Below are 17,222 nucleotides of genomic sequence, written 5' to 3'. Positions count from 1 at the left end.
CCACCGTCCACTACGGCTGCGCCGGTGCAAGCCTGTTGTGGATCTTCTTCCGCCGGGGTGACTTCTTACCCTTCGGCCGCTCCGGGCAATCGAGTACGCTGCGCACGCCGCACGGAGGCGCATGCCTGGTGCGCGGCTGCGGAGGGTGTTGGTTGGTGGCTCGTCGAGCGCCGGTCGAAGCCATCCGCACGATCCGCGGGCACAACGCCAAACCCCTGGCGGCCCGCGGTTCTCCCCACATCGATAACGAAAAGAAGGAAAAACCCATGAGCAAGCTCCACTCGATCAAAACGGGTTCGATCCGTCGTGGCTTCGTGGCGGCCGCCGCCGTCGCATTGTTCGGCATGGCGGGTTCCGCCGCGGTCCACGCGCAGGCCACCGCCGGCGAAGTGTTCGGCAACGCGCCGGCCGGCAGCACCGTCCTGGCCAAGAGCACGACCACCGGCACCCAGCGCGAGGTCCAGGCTGACGAGAAGGGCCGCTACGCGATCCGTGCGCTGCCGATCGGCGTCTACACGGTGACGCTGTCGGAGAACGGCCAGCCGGTCGCCAAGCACGTCAACGTGCCGGTGGTGGTGGGTCGCGGCATCAAGGTGGATTTCGACGGTCAGGCGTCGGCCACCGGCCAGCAGTAAGGCGTCGAGCCGGGCGTCCAGGCGTCCGGCGAAACGAAAAGCCAGCGCCGCAAGGCGCTGGCTTTTTTTGTCAGAAGCGCCCTTAGGCGCGAACCGGGTGTCCGAGGTGGCGATCACCCGAACCGCGGTCGCGCCCAAGCGCTCCTACAACGGTGGCGGCTCCTCCCGGCGAGGGAAGTCCGTCAGAGCGCTTCGAAGATGCCCGCCGCGCCCATGCCGGTGCCGATGCACATGGTGACCATCCCGTACTTCTGCTTGTGCCGGCGCAGGCCGTGCACCAGCGTCGCCACACGCACGGCACCCGTGGCGCCGAGCGGATGGCCCAGCGCGATGGCGCCGCCCAGCGGGTTGACCTTGGCCGGGTCAAGCTCGAGATCCTTCATCACGGCCAGCGCCTGGGCGGCGAAGGCTTCGTTGAGCTCGATCCAGTCGAGCTGCTCACGACTGATGCCGGTGCGCTTGAGCGCCAGCGGGATCGCTTCCTTGGGACCGATGCCCATCACCTCCGGCGGCACGCCGGCGACGGCGAAGCCGACGAACCGGGCCAGCGGCTGCAGGTTGTATTCCTTGATGGCCTTCTCGCTGGCGATCAGCACGGCGCCGGCGCCATCGGACATCTGGCTGGAGTTGCCCGCGGTGACGCTGCCACCGAACTGACCGTTGCGGAAAACCGGCTTGAGCTTGGCCAGCACGTCGGGCGTGCTACCCGGGCGGGGACCTTCGTCCTGGCTGATGACGCGGCTGTCGGTGACGATCGTGTCATTGGCCAGGTCCGGATAATGGTCGTCGAGCTGGAACGGGGTGATCTCGTCCTTGAACTCACCGGCGGCCTGCGCGGCCAGCGCGCGCTCGTGGCTGCGCGCGGCGAAGGCGTCCTGCTCCTCGCGGCTGACCTTCCATTGCTTGGCGACGTTCTCGGCAGTGATACCCATGCCGTAAGCGATGCCGATGTGCTCGTTGTCGAAGATCGCCGGGTTCATCGCGACCTTGTGGCCCATCATCGGTACCATGCTCATGCTCTCGGTACCGCCGGCGAGCATCAGGTCGGCCTCGCCCAGGCGGATCGCGTCCGCCGCGTAGGCCACGGCCTGCAGGCCCGAGGAGCAGAAGCGGTTGATGGTGACGCCGGGCACGGTGTGCGGCAGGCCGGCGAGCAGCACGCCGATGCGCGCTACGTTCATGCCTTGCTCGGCCTCGGGCATGGCGCAGCCGATCACGGCGTCGCCGATGCGGTGCGGGTCGATGCCCGGCGCCTGCGCCATCACGGCGCGGATCACGTGGGCGAGCATGTCATCCGGGCGGGTGTTCCTGAAGACGCCGCGCGGCGCCTTGCCGACCGGCGTGCGCGTGGCGGCGACGATGTAGGCGTCCTGGATTTGCTTGGTCATCGTTTTGCTCCGTCGCGTCGCGCTTGTCTGAAGCGCCGACGCGTTGTGGTTTGCGTTCGTGGGCCTGTCGCGCGGATCAGTTGCGCAGCGGCTTGCCGGTGGTCATGGTGTGGGCGATGCGGGCCTGGGTCTTCTCGGTCTTGGCCAGTTCCACGAAGTGCTTGCGCTCGAGCTTGAGCAGCCAGGCCTCATCGACCAGCGAGCCGCGCTCGATGCCACCGCCGCACAGCGTGTCCGCGATGCGGCTGGCGATCGCCACGTCGTGCTCGGAGGCGAAGTAGCCGGCCTGCAGGTTGACCAGCGACGCCTTGAAGGTCGCCGTGCCGGTGTCGCCGGCGACCGGGATCGCGCGGGCGGGCAGGGGCGGGCGCCAGCCGCTCTCGGCAAGCGCCGAGGCGACCTTCCTGGCCACGTAGAGCAACTCGTAGGCGTTGAACACCACGACGTCGGACTCGCGCAGCAGGCCCAGCTGCTTCGCTTCGAACGCACTGGCGGAAACCTTGGCCATGGCCACCGTCTCGAACACCTTCTTGAGCGATTCGAACGGATCGGCCGGGTTGGCGTTCGCCGCACGTACGGCCAGCTCTTTCAGGCCGCCGCCCGCAGGCAGCAGACCCACGCCGGCTTCGACCAGGCCGATGTAGCTTTCCAGCGCGGCCACGGTGCGTGCCGAATGCATCTGGAATTCGCAGCCGCCGCCCAGGCACAGCCCGCGCACGGCGGCGACGACGGGAACCAGCGAGTGCTTGATGCGCATGCTCGTGCGCTGGAAGTTTTCCACCATCGACTCGAAGGCGTCGAACTTGCCGTCCTTCAGCAGGCCGAGCGCACCCTTCAGGTCCGCGCCGGCGGAGAACGGTTCGCCGGTCTGCCAGATCACCACCGCCTTGAGCTTCTCCTCCGCCACCCCGATGGCGTGCTGGATGCCGTCGAGCACGTGGTCGTTGACCGTGTTCATCTTGGTCTTGAACGAGAGGATGCCGACGCCGTCGTCGCCCAGCGTCCACAGGCGGACGCCCTCGTTCTCCCACACGGTGGTGCCCTGGTCGAACTTCTCGCCGAGGATCGCGTCAGGGAAGAGCTGGCGCGCGTAGACGGCGTGGGTGGAGCGCGGCTTGTCGGTGTTCGACGCGGCCGAGTAGGAGCCCGCCTTGCCGTGCACGCCGTTGCGGCCGTCGGTGACCCAGGCGGGCAGCGGCGCATCGCTCATCGCCTTGCCGGCCTTGATGTCCTCGGCGATCCAGTTCGCCACTTGCTGCCAGCCGGCGGCCTGCCAGGTTTCGAAGGGACCGAGCTTCCAGCCGTAGCCCCAGCGGATGGCGAAGTCGACGTCGCGCGCGGTGTCGGCGATGTCGGCCAGGTGGTAGGCGGTGTAGTGGAACAGGTCGCAGAAGATCGCCCACAGGAACTGCGCCTGCGGATCGCTGGACGCGCGCAGTTTCGTGAACCTTTCGGCCGGGTCCTTGATCGCGAGGATGGCGGCGACTTCATCGGACGCCTTCTGTTCGGAAGGCACGTAGTCGCGCCTGGCCGGGTCCAGGACAAGGATGTCCTTGCCGACCTTCTTGTAGAAGCCGGCGCCGGTCTTCTGGCCGAGTGCGCCGGCGTCGATCAGGCCCTGCAGCACCGCCGGTGTCTTGAAATACCTGTGCCACGGATCATCGGCCAAGGTGTCGCCCATGGTCTTGATCACGTGCGCCATGGTGTCCAGGCCGACCACGTCCGCGGTGCGGTAGGTGGCGCTCTTGGGGCGGCCGATCGCAGGCCCGGTCAGCGCGTCGACCGTGTCGAAGCCGAGCTTGAACTGCTCCGTGTGGTGCATGGTCGCGAGCATCGAGAACACACCGATGCGGTTGCCGATGAAGTTCGGGGTGTCCTTGGCGATCACCACGCCCTTGCCGACCGTGGTGGCGAGGAAGGCTTCCAGGCCTTCGATCACGCTGGCATCGGTGAGGCGCGTGGGGATCAGCTCGACCAGGTGCATGTAACGCGGGGGATTGAAGAAGTGCACGCCGCAGAAGCGGTGGCGCATTTCTTCGGGGAGCGCTTCGGCCAGCGTGTTGATCGACAGGCCGGAGGTGTTGGACGCGATGACCGCGGTTTTCGAAAGGTGCGTGGCGATCTTCCTGTAGAGATCGAGCTTCCAGTCCATCCGCTCGGCGATCGCCTCGATGACCAGGTCGACCTCCTTAAGATGATCGAGGTCCTCGTCGTAGTTGGCCGGGATGATCGCGGCGGCGAGATTCTTGTCCGCCAGTGGAGCAGGCGAGAGCTTGGCGAGGTTGGCGATCGCCTTGATCGCGATGCCGCTCTTGGGACCTTCCTTGGAGGGAAGGTCGAACAGCACGGTTTCGAGACCGGCGTTGGTCAGGTGCGCGGCGATCTGCGCGCCCATGACGCCGGCGCCCAGCACGGCGGCCTTGCGGATGCGGAGTGTTGCGGGCATTGGCTTCTCCAGGGGATGCGGACAGCGAAACGAATGAGGCTAGGCAGCCAGCCGTGGCTGGCCGGTGAGTTCGGAAGGGCTCAGGGGTGGCTGAGGCCGGCGCTGGCGAAGCGGATCAGGTGCGCGATCGTCTGCTCGCGGTGGGCGGCCTCGCTGACGCCGCCCTTGCGCTGGATCATGCCGAAGCCGGACATGGCATGGGTCAGCGCACCGGTCACCAGGTCGATGCGCCAGTAAAGTTCCTCGCGGCTGAGCCCGGGCAGCAGTCGGGCGAACTCGGCGGTGAACTGGCGCATGACATGTCCGTAGTTCTCGGACATGAACTGGCGCAAATGGTCGTCGTGCTCCGCGAATGCGCGTGCCAGCACGCGCATGAACAGCGAGCCGCTGCCGTCGCCGGAGAGCGCCAGGGCAGGGCGGATGAAGGCGTCGAGCACGGCCTCGAGCGTCGTGCCGGGCTGGCCGGCGACCTTCGAGAGCGCTCCCAGTCGGTGTGCGTTCAGCGTATCGAGGCGGCGGCGGAACACCTCCTCGACGAGCTTGTCCTTGGATCCGAAGTGGTAGTTCACTGCGGCCAGGTTGACTCCGGCGGCGGCCGTCAACTGGCGCAACGACGCGCCATCGAAGCCGCGCTGGGCGAAAAGCACCTCGGCGGCACAGAGGATGCGTTCCTTGGTCGAGGCGGAACTGTTCACGCTTGGGCTCGCTCGCAGGGAAGGAATCAAACGATCGTTTGAGCATACGCGGGGCGCTTCGGGCCCGTCAAACGGCCGTTTGGTTCACGCCGTGTCCGCTTGCGATCAGGCTAGAATCTGTCAAACTTTCGTGAGCTAAATCCGCATTTCGTGTCGGATTTAGCCCTACATTGATCGGCAAGACAGCCGATAGCCCACTCAGATACCAGTTTTCCCGGAGCAGACCCATGGCGCTGGAGCGCACCCTTTCCATCATCAAGCCCGACGCCGTCGCCAAGAACGTGATCGGCCAGATCTACTCCCGTTTCGAGCAGGCCGGCCTGAAGGTCATCGCCGCGAAGATGAAGCAGCTGTCCCGCAAGGAAGCCGAGGGCTTCTATGCAGTGCACAAGGAGCGCCCGTTCTTCAACGCGCTGGTGGAGTTCATGATCTCCGGTCCGGTGATGATCCAGGTGCTGCAGGGCGAGAACGCCGTGCTGAAGCATCGCGATCTGATGGGCGCCACCAACCCGAAGGACGCTGCGCCGGGCACGATCCGCGCTGACTTCGCCGATTCGATCGACGCCAACGCGGTGCACGGCTCCGATGCCGCCGAGACCGCCAAGGTCGAAATTGCCTACTTCTTTGCGGAGACGGAAGTCTCCCCGCGGTGAGATAAGTTGTGAACCAGGTTGTAGCCATCCCTTCCATCGACCCGAAAGCGACAAGCGACAAGGTCAACCTGCTCGATTTCGATCGCCAGGGGCTGCGTGATTTCTTCGCGCAGCTCGGCGAGAAGCCTTATCGCGCCGAGCAGGTGATGAAGTGGATCTACCACCGCCTGGAAGACGACTTCGGCAGGATGACCGACGTGGGCAAGGCGCTGCGCGCCAAGCTCGAGGCCACGTGCTACGTCGGTCCCCCGAAGACGCTGTTCGACAAGGCTGCAGCCGACGGCACGCACAAGTGGCTGCTTGGCATGGATGGCGGCAACGCCATCGAGGCGGTCTACATTCCCGAGCCGACCCGCGGCACGCTGTGCGTGTCCTCGCAGGTCGGCTGCGGCTTGAATTGCCAGTTCTGCTCGACCGCGACGCAGGGCTTCAACCGCAACCTGGCTGCATCCGAAGTCATCGGGCAGATGTGGGTGGCGGCCAAGCACCTGGGCAACGTCACGCACCAGAACCGTCGCATCACCAACGTGGTGATGATGGGCATGGGCGAGCCGCTGCTGAACTTCGACAACGTGGTCACCGCGATGAGCCTGATGCGCGATGACCTGGGCTTCGGCCTGGCGTCCAAGCGCGTGACGCTCTCGACCGCCGGCCTGGTGCCGATGATCGACAAGCTGTCCGAAACGATCGACGTCTCGCTGGCGGTGTCGCTGCACGCGGCCAACGACGAACTGCGCACGGAACTGGTCCCGCTCAACAAGCGCTACCCGATCGCCGAACTGCTGGGCGCCTGCCTGCGCTGGATCGAGCGCCGTCCGCGCACTTCGATCACCTTTGAATACACACTGATGAAGGGTGTGAACGACCAGCCCGAGCATGCGAAGCAGCTGATCAAGCTGATGCGCAAGCTGCCCACCGGCAGCGCGAAGGTGAACCTGATCCCGTTCAACCCCTTCCCGGGCACGCGCTTCGATCGCTCGGACGCCGAGGTCATCCGCGCGTTCCAGACGCAGCTGCTCAACGCGAACGTCCTTACCATGCTGCGCCGCACGCGTGGCGACGACATCGATGCAGCCTGTGGCCAGTTGAAGGGCCAGGTGCTGGACCGCACGCGCCGGCAGGCCGAGTTCCGCAAACGCCTTGATCAGGGACAAGGAGTCGTGCATGCGTCTTGAACGCTGGATGGGGGCAGCGCTGGCGCTGGTGCTCGCGGGGTGCGTCACCACGACCACCGAGGAAGGCAGCCTCGGCAAGGTGCCGCATTCGAGCCAGAGCCAGGAGGCACAGGATGCCGCGCGCGTCCATACCGAGCTCGGCCAGCAGTACATGGCCAACGGCGACCTCAAGACGGCGCTGGACAAGCTCAACAAGGCGCTGCAGTTCGACGAGGACTATGCGCCGGCGCACACCGTCATTGCCGTCCTCGACGAGCGCATCAATCGCCCGGAGCAGGCTGAGCAGCATTACCGCCGCGCGGTCCAGCTGGAGCCGGACAAGGGCATGCCGAACAACAACCTCGGCACGTTCCTCTGCCGCGTCGGCAAGGGCGCCGAGGCGCTCAGGTACTTCGATACCGCGCTGAAAGACCCGTTCTACCAGACCCCGGACATCGCGCTGACCAACAAGGGCATCTGCCAGCTGCGCATGAACGACGTGGCTGGTGCCGAAGGCACCCTGCGCAAGGCGCTGGACGCCAACCCGCAGAACGGCGATGCCCTGTTGCATTTGGCCAAAGCCCTGTACCTGAACAACGACGCGTTCCGCGCGCGTGCGTTCATCCAGCGCTTCGACGCGCTGGGACAGCCTAGCGCCGACGCCCTCAAGCTCGGCCACGACATCGAAACCCGCCTGGGTAACACGGATGCTGCCCAAAACTACCGCAGGCGACTGCAAAGCCAGTTCCCGGATTCGGATCAGGCCCGCGCCCTCGACGCACCCGCTAGCCCATGACCTTCCAGCAGTCCAATCCCGGCCATCGTGCGATTGATCTGTTCGCCGTCGCGGCGATCACGGATGGCCCGTCGAACGATCAGTCCCCCAGTTTCGGCAGCCGTTTGCGCGCCGCCCGCGAAGCGCGCAGCCTCGACATCGACGCCTGCGCACATGCCCTCAAGCTTCCGGCGCGCGTGTTGCGCCAGCTGGAGAGCAACCAGCGCGAGGGCATCGACTACGCCGTGTACCTGGCCAGCTACATCGGCAAGTACGCGCGTCATCTGGGCGTGGACGAGGACGCCATCCAGGCGGAACTCGCGAGCCTCAAGCGCGCCGAGCCCACGTTGGTGGCCACAGGCGGCATGTCGCACTCGCGCTACCTGCTCGAGCGCTATGCCACCGCCGCGACGTACGTAGTGCTGACCGCGGTGATCGTGGTGCCGATGGTGTGGCTGGGCGTGCGCGGCACGCTCGACCGCGATCTGAGCCACCTGGCGCCGCTGGACGCCACACCGGTTGCCCAACAGGACGCCCCGGCGCACGTCGCCAGCAACAATGCCCAGACCACGGTGGCGGCACCTGCTCGCAAGGCGGCTGCCACTGCGCCGGCCGAGGAGCAACCGTTGCTGGCCTCGATGGCACCGTTCCCGGGTCTGGACAGCGGCAGCCTGAGTGTCGCCAAGCCTGAAGCCGCGACCACCGCGCCGGCCCCCGTGGCCGCCGCCCCTGGTGGGCACAGCGTGAGCCTGACGCTGGACGAAGCGAGTTGGGTCGAAGTGGTTGCCGCCGACGGTTCCCGCCTGGAATACGGCCTGCTGCCGGCCGGCGTCAGCAAGACCTGGAACAGCGCGCAACCGCTGGACGTGCGCATCGGCAACGCCGGTGGCGCACAGGTCAGCATCGACGGCCAGCCGCTGCCACTGGATGCCTATCGCCGCGCCAATGTGGCGCACTTTCGCGTCCAGGACGGCAAGCCCGCGCCCAGCGGCGCCTGATCCGGCCGTCGGTTGCAGGAGCGCACCCGTGCGCGACCGCCATGGCGGTCGGGCCGGGTGCGTTTCCATATGACGACCTGTGGATTTTGCCCGTCCCCGCGGCGCTTCGGTTATGCTTGTCCATTGACCGCGATGCACCCGCGGTCATGGCATTCCAATCTTCTTTTTCCCAGCGCCGGGTCGGCTTATGCCGTCGCGGCGCGCGCTTTTGACGGACAAATGCATGGCATTCGACGCATACGACGATTACGAGCAAGGCGAACGCGTACAGCAATGGCTGCGCCAGAACGGCCTGTCCATCGTCATCGGCATCGTCATCGGCCTGGTCGCGATCTTCGGCTGGCAGCAGTGGCGCAACCACCAGGCCACGCGCGAGATGGAGGCGTCCAACCTCTACCAGCAACTGCAGACCGCGCTGGCCTCCGGCAACACCGGCGAGGCTGGCAAGCTGGTCGATCGCCTGGAGAAGGACTACGCCAAGTCCACCTATGCCGTGTTCGCCGCCAGCGACCAGGCGCAGCGGCTGGTCGAGGCCAAGCAGCTGGACAAGGCACTTGCCTCGCTCCAGTGGGCGCGCAGCCACGTCGGCGACAACGCGCTCAAGCCGCTGGTGGAACTGCGCACCGCCAAGGTGCAGATGGCCGCCGACAAGGCCAAGGACGCCCTGGCCACCCTCGACGCGGTCACCGCGAAGGGTTACGAGGCGCTGCGCCAGGAACTACGCGGCGATGCGCTGGTCAAGCTTGGTCGCGCGGACGAAGCGCGCAAGGCCTACCAGGCGGCGCTGGCTGCCATGGCTGAAGACGCGCCACAGCGCGCTGCCTTGCAACTCAAACTCGACGATCTGGCCGTGGCCGGGAAGCAGGGCGCATGAAGGTGATTGGCATGAAGCGGGCGGTAATGGTGGCGCTGGTCGGCCTGGTCGCGTTGGCCGGTTGCCATAACGCCAAGAAGGAAAACGTCCAGCCGCCGACGCCGCTGTCCAAGGACTTCAAGCCCACGGTGCAGGTCACCCGCCTGTGGCACGAGACCATCGGCGACGGCGCCAAGGACACCGGCGTGCGCCTGCGTCCGACGGTGGTCGATGGCGTGCTCTATGCCGACAGCGCCGACGGCAAGCTGGTCGCGCTCGATGCCAATACCGGCAAGACGATCTGGGCCAAGAGCTCGCGCACCCACGGTTGGTTCGGCTGGGGCGACAAGAAGCGCAAGGACGCTTTCTACGCCGGCGGCCCGGCGGTCAGCGGCGACCTGCTTGCCGTCGGGACGCTCGATGGCCACGTCTACGGCGTCAACGCGAAAGACGGCAGCCCGCGCTGGGAAGCGACGCTCAAGTCCGAGGTGCTGGCCTCCCCGGTGATCGTGGGCAACCTGGTGGTGGTGCGCACCGGCGACGGTCGCGTCTATGGCCTGGATGCCGCCACGGGCGAGCGCCGCTGGGTCTACGACCAGAGTGAGGTGCCGCTGCTCAGCCTGCGCGGCAACGGTCCGCTGCTGGTGGCCAATGGCGTGGTGTTCTTCGGCAGCGACGGCGGCAAGCTGGTCGCGCTGCGGCTGGACAACGGCGAGAAACTGTGGGAACAGAATCTTGCCAGCGGCGAAGGCCGCACCGAGATCGAGCGCCTGGACGACGCCGACGGCTCGATCCTGCTCGATGGCCGCACGCTCTACGGCGGCGCCTACCACGGCAACCTCGTGTCCATCGACGGCCCCACCGGCCGGCCGATCTGGGCGCATCCATTCTCCACCTACACCTCGCTGGCGACCAAGGGCAACGCGCTCTACGCGGTGGATGAGGACTCGCAGGCGTGGGCGTTCGACAAGAGCTCCGGCGCCGAGATGTGGAAGAACGACAAGCTCAAGTACCGCTGGCTGACCGGGCCGGAGGTGCAGGGCGACTATGTGGTGGTCGGCGACATCGAAGGCTACGTGCACTGGCTGCAGACCGGAGACGGTGCGCTGGCCGCGCGCGAGCGGCTGTCCAAGCACGCCATCCGCGCCCAACCGCTGGTGGTCGGTGATGTCGTGTACGTCGAAGACGTGGAGGGCCGTATCGGCGCCTACCGTCTCGGCGGCGCGCGCTGATCGCCCGCAAGGAAGATGCTGAATCATGCTGCCCGTCGTCGCCCTGGTCGGTCGCCCCAACGTCGGTAAATCGACCCTCTTCAACGCCATGACGCGCAGCCGCGACGCCCTGGTGGCCGACATGCCGGGCGTCACCCGCGATCGCCACTACGGTGTGTGCCACCTCGGCCCGCGACCGTTCGTGGTGGTCGACACCGGCGGCCTGTCCGGCGTCGAGGAAGGCCTCGATGCACTCACCGCGCAGCAGGTGCGCCTGGCGATCGATGAGGCGCAGGTCCTGGTGTTCGTGGTCGACGCGCGCGACGGATTGCTGCCGCAGGACCAGGGCATCCTCGGCGAGCTGCGCCGCAGCGGCAAGCCAATCCTGTTGGCGGTGAACAAGACCGACGGCCTGGAAGAGCAGGACGCCCTTGGCGAATTCGCCCGTTTCGGCATTGCCGCGATGCTGCCGCTGTCGGCCGCACACAACCGTGGCACCGAGGAGTTGATCGCCGCGGCATTGCCGTTGTTGCCGCCGGACGAGGACGAAGCCGAGTCGCACGTCGAGGACGACAGCATCCGCGTCGCCATCGTCGGCCGTCCGAATGCCGGCAAGTCCACCCTGATCAACCGGCTGCTCGGCGAGAACCGGCTGATCGTCTCCGACGTCGCCGGCACCACGCGCGATCCCATCCGCGTGCCGCTGGAGCGTGACGGCAAGCGCTACACGCTGATCGACACCGCTGGCGTGCGCCGCAGGGCGCGCGTGGAAGAAGCCGTGGAGAAGTTCAGCGTCATCAAGACGCTGCAGTCGATGGCCGCGAGCCAGGTCGTCGTGCTGATGATCGACGCCCGCGAGAACCTGGCCGACCAGGACCTCACCCTGATTGGCCACGCGGTCGAAGAGGGCCGCGCGCTGGTGATCGCCGTCAACAAGTGGGATGGCATGGACGCGTACCAGCGCGAGCAGTGCCAGCGCACGCTCGAGCGCAAGCTGGTCTTCGTCGACTGGGCCAAGACGGTCTTTATCTCGGCGTTGCACGGTTCGGGCCTGCGCGAGCTGATGCGCGCGGTCGTCCGCGCGCACACCTCGGCCACCCATGAACTGGGGTCCTCCGATCTCACCCGCACGCTGGAAAAGGCCTACGAGGCCTACCAGCCGCCGCTGGTGCGCGGCCACGCGCCCAAGCTCCGGTTCGCGCATCCGGGCGGGTCCAACCCGCCGACCATCGTCATCCACGGCAGCCGCACCAAGCACATCGCGCCGGCCTACCGCCGCTACCTCGAGAACTTCTTCCGCAAGCGCTACAAGCTGGAAGGCACGCCGATCCGGATCGACTTCCGCGATGGCGACAACCCGTTTGCCGGGCGCAAGAACGTCCTCACCGAAGGCCAGCAGCGCAAGCGCCAGCGGATGATCCGCGAGATGAAGAAGCGCAAGAAGTAGCCGCTTCGGTTCCGTCCGTAGCTAGGATCGAAGTCAGCACCGCCTGGCTGTCGACCAGATCCCCAGGCACCAGCGCGTACACCGCCGCGTCGCAGGCCTCGTCGCGCACCCACAGTCGGTGTCGCGCGATGCATTCGAACCGTGCCCCGGCCTGCTCGGCCGTCCGCCGGCTCGCCTGGTTGTCGACCAGGGCGACGATTTCGATGCGCACCAGGCCAAGCGTCTCTAAGCCGAAACCTGCCGCAAGCTTCGCCGCCCGACGCGCGATCCCCTCGCCCTGGCGCGACTGGCGGACCCAGTAGCCCAGCGCCGCGCTGCGATGCATGCGATTGCGCTGGTTCAGCCCGACGCTGCCCAGCAAAGTTCCGCTGGCCCGTTCGAACACGCCGAACGCGAAGTGCTCTTCCTTTGCCCAGCCCTCGCGGCAGTGACGTATCCACGCCTGTGCCTCGTCGAGGTCGTAGCCGGCGTGGCACCAGGGAAGCCAGCGGCCGACGGTTTCCAGCGACTCCTGGACTGCCATGTGCAGCGCCGGTGCGTCGTCCGGTCGCCACGCGCGCAAGAGCAGCGGGCCCTCGGCAAGTTCCATGTCGGCGTGCAAAGCCACGGCGCCTCCTTTGTGTTTGCTGTGTAGGGCGGGCTTCAGCCGCGCCACGCCAGGTACGACCAACGGAGCGGGGCTGAAGCCCACCCTACGATGCCCGGCGTGTTTGTGCACGGTCGGTGGCGACGGGATAATAGGCGCCTTTGCAGAGCAGGCAGCCCCATGACCGCACGCATCCTCGACGGCAAACGCATCGCGCAGGAACTGCTGGAGCGGGTAGGGCGGCGCGTGTCCGATCGCAGGGCGCAGGGCCTGCCCGAACCGGGCCTGGCAGTGGTGCTGGTGGGCGAGGATGCGGCGTCGTCCGTGTACGTGCGCAACAAGCGCAAAGCCTGCCACCAGGTCGGGTTCCGTTCCTTCGATTACGACCTGCCGGCCAGCACCACGCAGGCGGAACTGTTCGCGCTGATCGACAAGCTCAACGCCGACCCGGCCGTGCACGGCATCCTGGTGCAATCGCCCCTGCCGCCGCACATCGACGAGGACGCGCTGGTCGACCGCATCGATGCAAACAAGGACGTGGATGGTTTCCAGGCGGTGAACGTGGGGCGCCTGGCATTGCGCCGTTTCGGCCTGCGTCCGTGCACGCCCAAGGGCGTGATGACGCTGCTCGGGCACACCGACCGCCCGGTACGCGGCCAGCACGCGGTGGTCGTGGGCGTGTCCAACCACGTCGGGCGACCGCTCGCGCTGGAACTGCTGATCGCCGGCTGCACGACCACCTGCTGCCACCGCTTCACCCGCGACCTGGAATCGTTCGTGCGCCAGGCCGACATCGTGATCGTCGCGGTGGGTCGGCCGGGCCTGGTCAGGGGCGAGTGGATCAAGCCAGGCGCGGTAGTCATCGATGTGGGCATCAATCGGCTCGATGACGGCCGCCTCGTAGGCGACGTCGAGTTCGCTCCCGCGGCCGAACGCGCCAGCTGGATCACGCCGGTGCCCGGCGGCGTGGGGCCCATGACCGTCGCCACGCTGATCGAGAACACCCTCGAAGCGGCCGAAGCCCGCGCATAGCTCGTGCAGCAGCCCACTTGTGGGCGACGGCCGGCTCCGATCGGTATCGAACAAAGAACATCGGTTACAAGAGGGCGCCTGCTGGTTTCAGGATTGACGCATCTGGCGAGCACCACACCCACGCGCGTATAATCCCATCTTTGCAGCGAGACCCACCCGCATGCGCATCCTCGCCGAGGCTCTGACCTACGACGACGTGTACCTCGTTCCGGCCCATTCGGCCGTCCTGCCACGCGACGTCGACACCTCCACGCGGTTGACCCGCAACCTGCGCCTGAACATCCCCATCGTGTCCGCCGCCATGGACACCGTGACCGAGGCGCGGCTGGCCATCACGATGGCCCAGCAGGGCGGCATCGGCATCATCCACAAGAACATGACCGCCGCGCAGCAGGCCGCCGAAGTGCGCCTGGTGAAGAAGTTCGAGGCCGGCGTGATCCGCAGTCCGATCAGCGTCGGCCCCAACACCTCCATCCGCGAAGTGCTGCAGCTCACTCGCGCGCACAACATCTCGGGCGTGCCAGTGGTCGATGGCGAGAAGCTCATCGGCATCGTCACCAGCCGCGACCTGCGCTTCGAGCGCAAGCTGGAAGACCCGGTGCGCAACATCATGACGCGCCAGGACAAGCTCGTGACCGTGCGCGAGGGCGCGAGCCAGGACGAAGTGCTGCAGCTGCTGCACAAGTTCCGCATCGAGAAGGTTCTGGTGGTCAACGACGACTTCCAGCTGCGCGGTCTGATCACCGTCAAGGACATCCAGAAGGCGCGCGACAACCCGCATGCCGCCAAGGACGCGCACGAGCGCCTGCTGGTCGGCGCGGCGGTCGGCGTGGGCGGCGACACCGAGCAGCGCATCGAGGCCCTGGCCGACGCCGGGGTGGACGTGTTGGTGGTCGACACCGCGCACGGCCATTCGCAGGGCGTGATCGAGCGCGCCGGCTGGGTCAAGAAGCGCTACCCACAGGTGCAGGTGATCGCCGGCAACATCGTCACGGGCGAGGCGGCGCGTGCGCTGCTCGATGCCGGCGTGGACGCGGTCAAGGTCGGCGTGGGCCCGGGGTCGATCTGCACCACCCGCGTGGTCGCCGGCGTCGGCGTGCCGCAGATCACCGCGATCGACCTGGTCGCCAGCGCGCTCAAGGACGAGATCCCGCTGATCGCCGACGGCGGCATCCGCTACTCGGGAGACATTCCCAAGGCGCTGGCCGCCGGTGCGTCCACCGTGATGCTCGGCTCGATGTTCGCCGGCACCGAAGAATCGCCAGGCGAGGTGGAACTGTTCCAGGGACGCTCCTACAAGAGCTATCGCGGCATGGGCTCGCTCGGGGCGATGGCGCTGGGCTCCAAGGACCGCTACTTCCAGGACGAGGCCGACGCGGACAAGCTGGTGCCCGAAGGCATCGAAGGCCGCGTGCCGTACCGCGGCCCGCTGCGCAACATCATCCACCAGCTGATCGGCGGCCTGCGTGCTTCGATGGGGTATCTGGGCGCCGCCACGGTCGAGGACGTGCGCCAGAACGCGCAATTCGTGAAGGTGACTTCCGCCGGCGTGACCGAGGCGCACCCGCATGACATCCAGATCACCAAGGAAGCGCCGAATTACCGGCTGAATTCGTGACATGACACGGGGCCCGGCATCGGGCCCCGGATTTTTCATGGCGCCGTTTCCGCAGCGGTGGAATCCACTCCGTCCCGGTAGGGGATTCCCGCGCTCCCGGGAATGGCGCCGGCCCGTTTCTGGCGACAGCCCAAAGAGTCCGGTCCGATGCAGAACATCCATTCCGACAAGATCCTCATCCTCGACTTCGGCGCGCAGTACACCCAGCTGATCGCGCGCCGCGTGCGCGAGCTCGGCGTCTACTGCGAGATCTGGGCGTGGGATCACGACCCCTCGCAAATCGCCGGCTTCGGCGCCAAGGGCATCATCCTGTCCGGCGGCCCCGAGTCCACCACGCTGCCGGGCGCACCCGCGGCGCCGCAGGAAGTGTTCGATTCGGGCCTGCCGATCCTCGGCATCTGCTACGGCATGCAGACGCTGGCCGCGCAGCTCGGCGGCGCCACCGAGGCGGCCGACCAGCGCGAATTCGGCCACGCCCAGGTGGATATCGCCGGCAACAGCCGCCTGTTCGATGGCCTCACCGACCATGCCGGCGCGCACAAGCTCGACGTGTGGATGAGTCACGGCGACCACGTCAGCAAGGCGCCGCCGGGCTTCGCCATCACCGGCACCACCGATCGCATCCCGGTCGCCGTGATGGAGAACGAGGACAAGCGCTGGTACGGCGTGCAGTTCCATCCCGAAGTCACCCATACGAAGCAGGGCAGCGCGCTGCTCCGGCGCTTCGTGGTCGACATCTGCGGCTGCGCCACGCTGTGGACTGCAGCCAACATCATCGACGACCAGATCGAGCGCGTGCGCGCGAAGGTCGGTAGCGACCACGTGCTGCTGGGGCTCTCCGGAGGCGTGGATTCGTCGGTCGTCGCCGCACTGCTGCACAAGGCGATCGGCGACCAGCTCACCTGCGTGTTCGTGGACACCGGCCTGCTGCGCTTCAAGGAAGGCGACCAGGTGATGGCCACGATGGCGCAGCACATGGGCGTCAAGGTGATCCGCGTCGATGCCGCCGACCGCTACTTCAAGTCGCTCGAGGGCGTGGCCGATCCCGAGGCCAAGCGCAAGATCATCGGTCGCCTGTTCGTGGAAATTTTCGACGAGGAGTCGGCCAAGGTCACCGAAGCCGGCCACGGCCAGGTCAAGTGGCTGGCACAGGGCACCATCTACCCGGACGTGATCGAATCGGCCGGCAGCAAGACCGGCAAGGCGCACGTCATCAAGAGTCATCACAATGTCGGCGGCCTGCCGGAGGACATGAAGCTCGGCCTCGTCGAGCCGCTGCGCGAGCTGTTCAAGGACGAGGTGCGCCGTATCGGCGTGGCGCTCGGCCTGCCGCGCGAGATGGTCTACCGCCACCCGTTCCCGGGGCCCGGCCTGGGCGTCCGCATCCTGGGTGAGGTGAAGCGCGAGTACGCCGAACTGCTCGCCCGTGCCGATGCGATCTTCATCGAAGAGCTGCGCAAGGCGGACCTTTACGACAAGACGAGCCAGGCCTTCGCCGTGTTCCTTCCGGTGAAGTCGGTGGGCGTGGTGGGCGATGCTCGCGCCTACGAATGGGTGATCGCGCTACGCGCCGTGGAAACCATCGACTTCATGACGGCGCACTGGGCGCACCTGCCGTACGAGTTCCTCGGCAAGGTGTCCAACCGCATCATCAACGAATTGCGCGGCGTCTCGCGCGTGGTCTACGACATCAGCGGCAAGCCGCCGGCCACCATCGAGTGGGAGTGAGGC

Annotated in this window: 15 protein-coding genes; 11 read left to right on the top strand and 4 right to left on the bottom strand. The window is 67.0% G+C overall.

Translation table 11 applies throughout. The annotated features are described in order from the left end of the window. Window positions 1–266: 266 nt before the first annotated feature. Entirely contained in the window at window positions 267–635 is a 369-nt protein-coding gene (locus tag ACFWZ1_RS09325; protein ID WP_231325777.1) for a carboxypeptidase-like regulatory domain-containing protein, read from the top strand. Between the two features lie 182 nt (window positions 636–817). Here ACFWZ1_RS09325 and ACFWZ1_RS09320 read toward each other — a convergent pair whose 3' ends face one another. The 3 genes from ACFWZ1_RS09320 to ACFWZ1_RS09310 all read right to left on the bottom strand — a co-directional run bounded on the left by ACFWZ1_RS09320 (window position 818) and on the right by ACFWZ1_RS09310 (window position 5,164). Beyond that, complete coding sequence (locus tag ACFWZ1_RS09320; RefSeq protein ID WP_231325776.1) at window positions 818–2,023, bottom strand: acetyl-CoA C-acyltransferase; 1,206 nt, start codon at window positions 2,021–2,023, stop codon at window positions 818–820. A 76-nt stretch (window positions 2,024–2,099) separates the two neighbouring features. Next, a complete protein-coding gene (locus ACFWZ1_RS09315; RefSeq protein ID WP_439666204.1) occupies window positions 2,100–4,469 on the bottom strand; it encodes a 3-hydroxyacyl-CoA dehydrogenase/enoyl-CoA hydratase family protein in 2,370 nt (789 codons plus the stop codon). Between the two features lie 80 nt (window positions 4,470–4,549). Continuing rightward, window positions 4,550–5,164 (bottom strand): TetR/AcrR family transcriptional regulator, encoded by a 615-nt coding sequence (locus tag ACFWZ1_RS09310; protein ID WP_231325774.1) that lies wholly within the window; start codon window positions 5,162–5,164, stop codon window positions 4,550–4,552. A 227-nt stretch (window positions 5,165–5,391) separates the two neighbouring features. Here ACFWZ1_RS09310 and ndk point away from each other — a divergent pair, with 227 nt between their 5' ends. The 7 genes from ndk to der all read left to right on the top strand — a co-directional run bounded on the left by ndk (window position 5,392) and on the right by der (window position 12,255). Continuing rightward, complete coding sequence (gene ndk / locus ACFWZ1_RS09305; protein ID WP_231325773.1) at window positions 5,392–5,817, top strand: nucleoside-diphosphate kinase; 426 nt, start codon at window positions 5,392–5,394, stop codon at window positions 5,815–5,817. Between the two features lie 8 nt (window positions 5,818–5,825). Continuing rightward, window positions 5,826–6,992 (top strand): 23S rRNA (adenine(2503)-C(2))-methyltransferase RlmN, encoded by a 1,167-nt coding sequence (gene rlmN, locus ACFWZ1_RS09300; RefSeq protein WP_439666203.1) that lies wholly within the window; start codon window positions 5,826–5,828, stop codon window positions 6,990–6,992. After that, window positions 6,982–7,767 carry a type IV pilus biogenesis/stability protein PilW gene (gene pilW, locus ACFWZ1_RS09295; RefSeq protein WP_231325771.1) on the top strand — a complete coding sequence of 262 codons (786 nt, stop codon included), beginning with the start codon at window positions 6,982–6,984 and terminating at the stop codon, window positions 7,765–7,767. The genes rlmN and pilW overlap by 11 nt, the downstream gene beginning before the upstream one ends. After that, the gene (locus ACFWZ1_RS09290) at window positions 7,764–8,744 is read left to right on the top strand and encodes a helix-turn-helix domain-containing protein (protein WP_439666202.1); all 981 of its coding nucleotides are present in this window, start codon (window positions 7,764–7,766) and stop codon (window positions 8,742–8,744) included. Before pilW ends, ACFWZ1_RS09290 begins: the two co-directional genes overlap by 4 nt. 223 nt (window positions 8,745–8,967) lie before the next feature. Next, on the top strand, window positions 8,968–9,618 hold the full coding sequence (locus tag ACFWZ1_RS09285; protein ID WP_439666201.1) for a YfgM family protein: 651 nt from the start codon (window positions 8,968–8,970) through the stop codon (window positions 9,616–9,618). Between the two features lie 11 nt (window positions 9,619–9,629). Next, window positions 9,630–10,829, top strand: a complete 1,200-nt coding sequence (bamB, locus tag ACFWZ1_RS09280) for an outer membrane protein assembly factor BamB (protein WP_439666200.1) — start codon at window positions 9,630–9,632, stop codon at window positions 10,827–10,829. A 25-nt stretch (window positions 10,830–10,854) separates the two neighbouring features. Further along, complete coding sequence (gene der, locus ACFWZ1_RS09275; protein WP_439666199.1) at window positions 10,855–12,255, top strand: ribosome biogenesis GTPase Der; 1,401 nt, start codon at window positions 10,855–10,857, stop codon at window positions 12,253–12,255. On the opposite strand, the gene ACFWZ1_RS09270 is transcribed toward der, so the two are convergent. Further along, on the bottom strand, window positions 12,191–12,862 hold the full coding sequence (locus ACFWZ1_RS09270) for a GNAT family N-acetyltransferase (RefSeq protein WP_439666198.1): 672 nt from the start codon (window positions 12,860–12,862) through the stop codon (window positions 12,191–12,193). The two genes, der and ACFWZ1_RS09270, sit on opposite strands and share 65 nt — an antisense overlap. Before the next feature lie 159 nt (window positions 12,863–13,021). Here ACFWZ1_RS09270 and folD point away from each other — a divergent pair, with 159 nt between their 5' ends. The 3 genes from folD to guaA all read left to right on the top strand — a co-directional run bounded on the left by folD (window position 13,022) and on the right by guaA (window position 17,219). Further along, window positions 13,022–13,873 (top strand): bifunctional methylenetetrahydrofolate dehydrogenase/methenyltetrahydrofolate cyclohydrolase FolD, encoded by an 852-nt coding sequence (folD, locus tag ACFWZ1_RS09265; RefSeq protein ID WP_439666197.1) that lies wholly within the window; start codon window positions 13,022–13,024, stop codon window positions 13,871–13,873. Between the two features lie 160 nt (window positions 13,874–14,033). Further along, window positions 14,034–15,491, top strand: a complete 1,458-nt coding sequence (gene guaB / locus ACFWZ1_RS09260) for an IMP dehydrogenase (RefSeq protein ID WP_439666196.1) — start codon at window positions 14,034–14,036, stop codon at window positions 15,489–15,491. A 147-nt stretch (window positions 15,492–15,638) separates the two neighbouring features. After that, window positions 15,639–17,219: a glutamine-hydrolyzing GMP synthase gene (gene guaA / locus ACFWZ1_RS09255; protein ID WP_439666195.1), complete on the top strand. Its 1,581-nt coding sequence runs from the start codon at window positions 15,639–15,641 to the stop codon at window positions 17,217–17,219. The last annotated feature ends 3 nt before the right edge of the window (window positions 17,220–17,222 follow it).

Origin of the sequence: Frateuria sp. GZRe14 (assembly GCF_051900395.1) — a bacterium.
GTDB lineage: Bacteria > Pseudomonadota > Gammaproteobacteria > Xanthomonadales > Rhodanobacteraceae > Frateuria_A > Frateuria_A edaphi.
Note: the sequence above shows the minus strand (reverse complement) of the source record. Positions and strands in the feature narration are given on the sequence as shown.

Bases quoted from the DNA above. Each gene is read 5' to 3' on its own strand.
- ACFWZ1_RS09285 (WP_439666201.1), top strand. From the start codon at position 8,968: ATGGCATTCGACGCATACGACGATTACGAGCAAGGCGAACGCGTACAG.
- folD (WP_439666197.1), top strand. From the start codon at position 13,022: ATGACCGCACGCATCCTCGACGGCAAACGCATCGCGCAGGAACTGCTG.
- der (WP_439666199.1), top strand. From the start codon at position 10,855: ATGCTGCCCGTCGTCGCCCTGGTCGGTCGCCCCAACGTCGGTAAATCG.
- guaB (WP_439666196.1), top strand. From the start codon at position 14,034: ATGCGCATCCTCGCCGAGGCTCTGACCTACGACGACGTGTACCTCGTT.
- ACFWZ1_RS09320 (WP_231325776.1), bottom strand. From the start codon at position 2,023: ATGACCAAGCAAATCCAGGACGCCTACATCGTCGCCGCCACGCGCACG.
- ACFWZ1_RS09290 (WP_439666202.1), top strand. From the start codon at position 7,764: ATGACCTTCCAGCAGTCCAATCCCGGCCATCGTGCGATTGATCTGTTC.
- pilW (WP_231325771.1), top strand. From the start codon at position 6,982: ATGCGTCTTGAACGCTGGATGGGGGCAGCGCTGGCGCTGGTGCTCGCG.
- guaA (WP_439666195.1), top strand. From the start codon at position 15,639: ATGCAGAACATCCATTCCGACAAGATCCTCATCCTCGACTTCGGCGCG.
- ndk (WP_231325773.1), top strand. From the start codon at position 5,392: ATGGCGCTGGAGCGCACCCTTTCCATCATCAAGCCCGACGCCGTCGCC.
- bamB (WP_439666200.1), top strand. From the start codon at position 9,630: ATGAAGCGGGCGGTAATGGTGGCGCTGGTCGGCCTGGTCGCGTTGGCC.
- ACFWZ1_RS09315 (WP_439666204.1), bottom strand. From the start codon at position 4,469: ATGCCCGCAACACTCCGCATCCGCAAGGCCGCCGTGCTGGGCGCCGGC.
- ACFWZ1_RS09325 (WP_231325777.1), top strand. From the start codon at position 267: ATGAGCAAGCTCCACTCGATCAAAACGGGTTCGATCCGTCGTGGCTTC.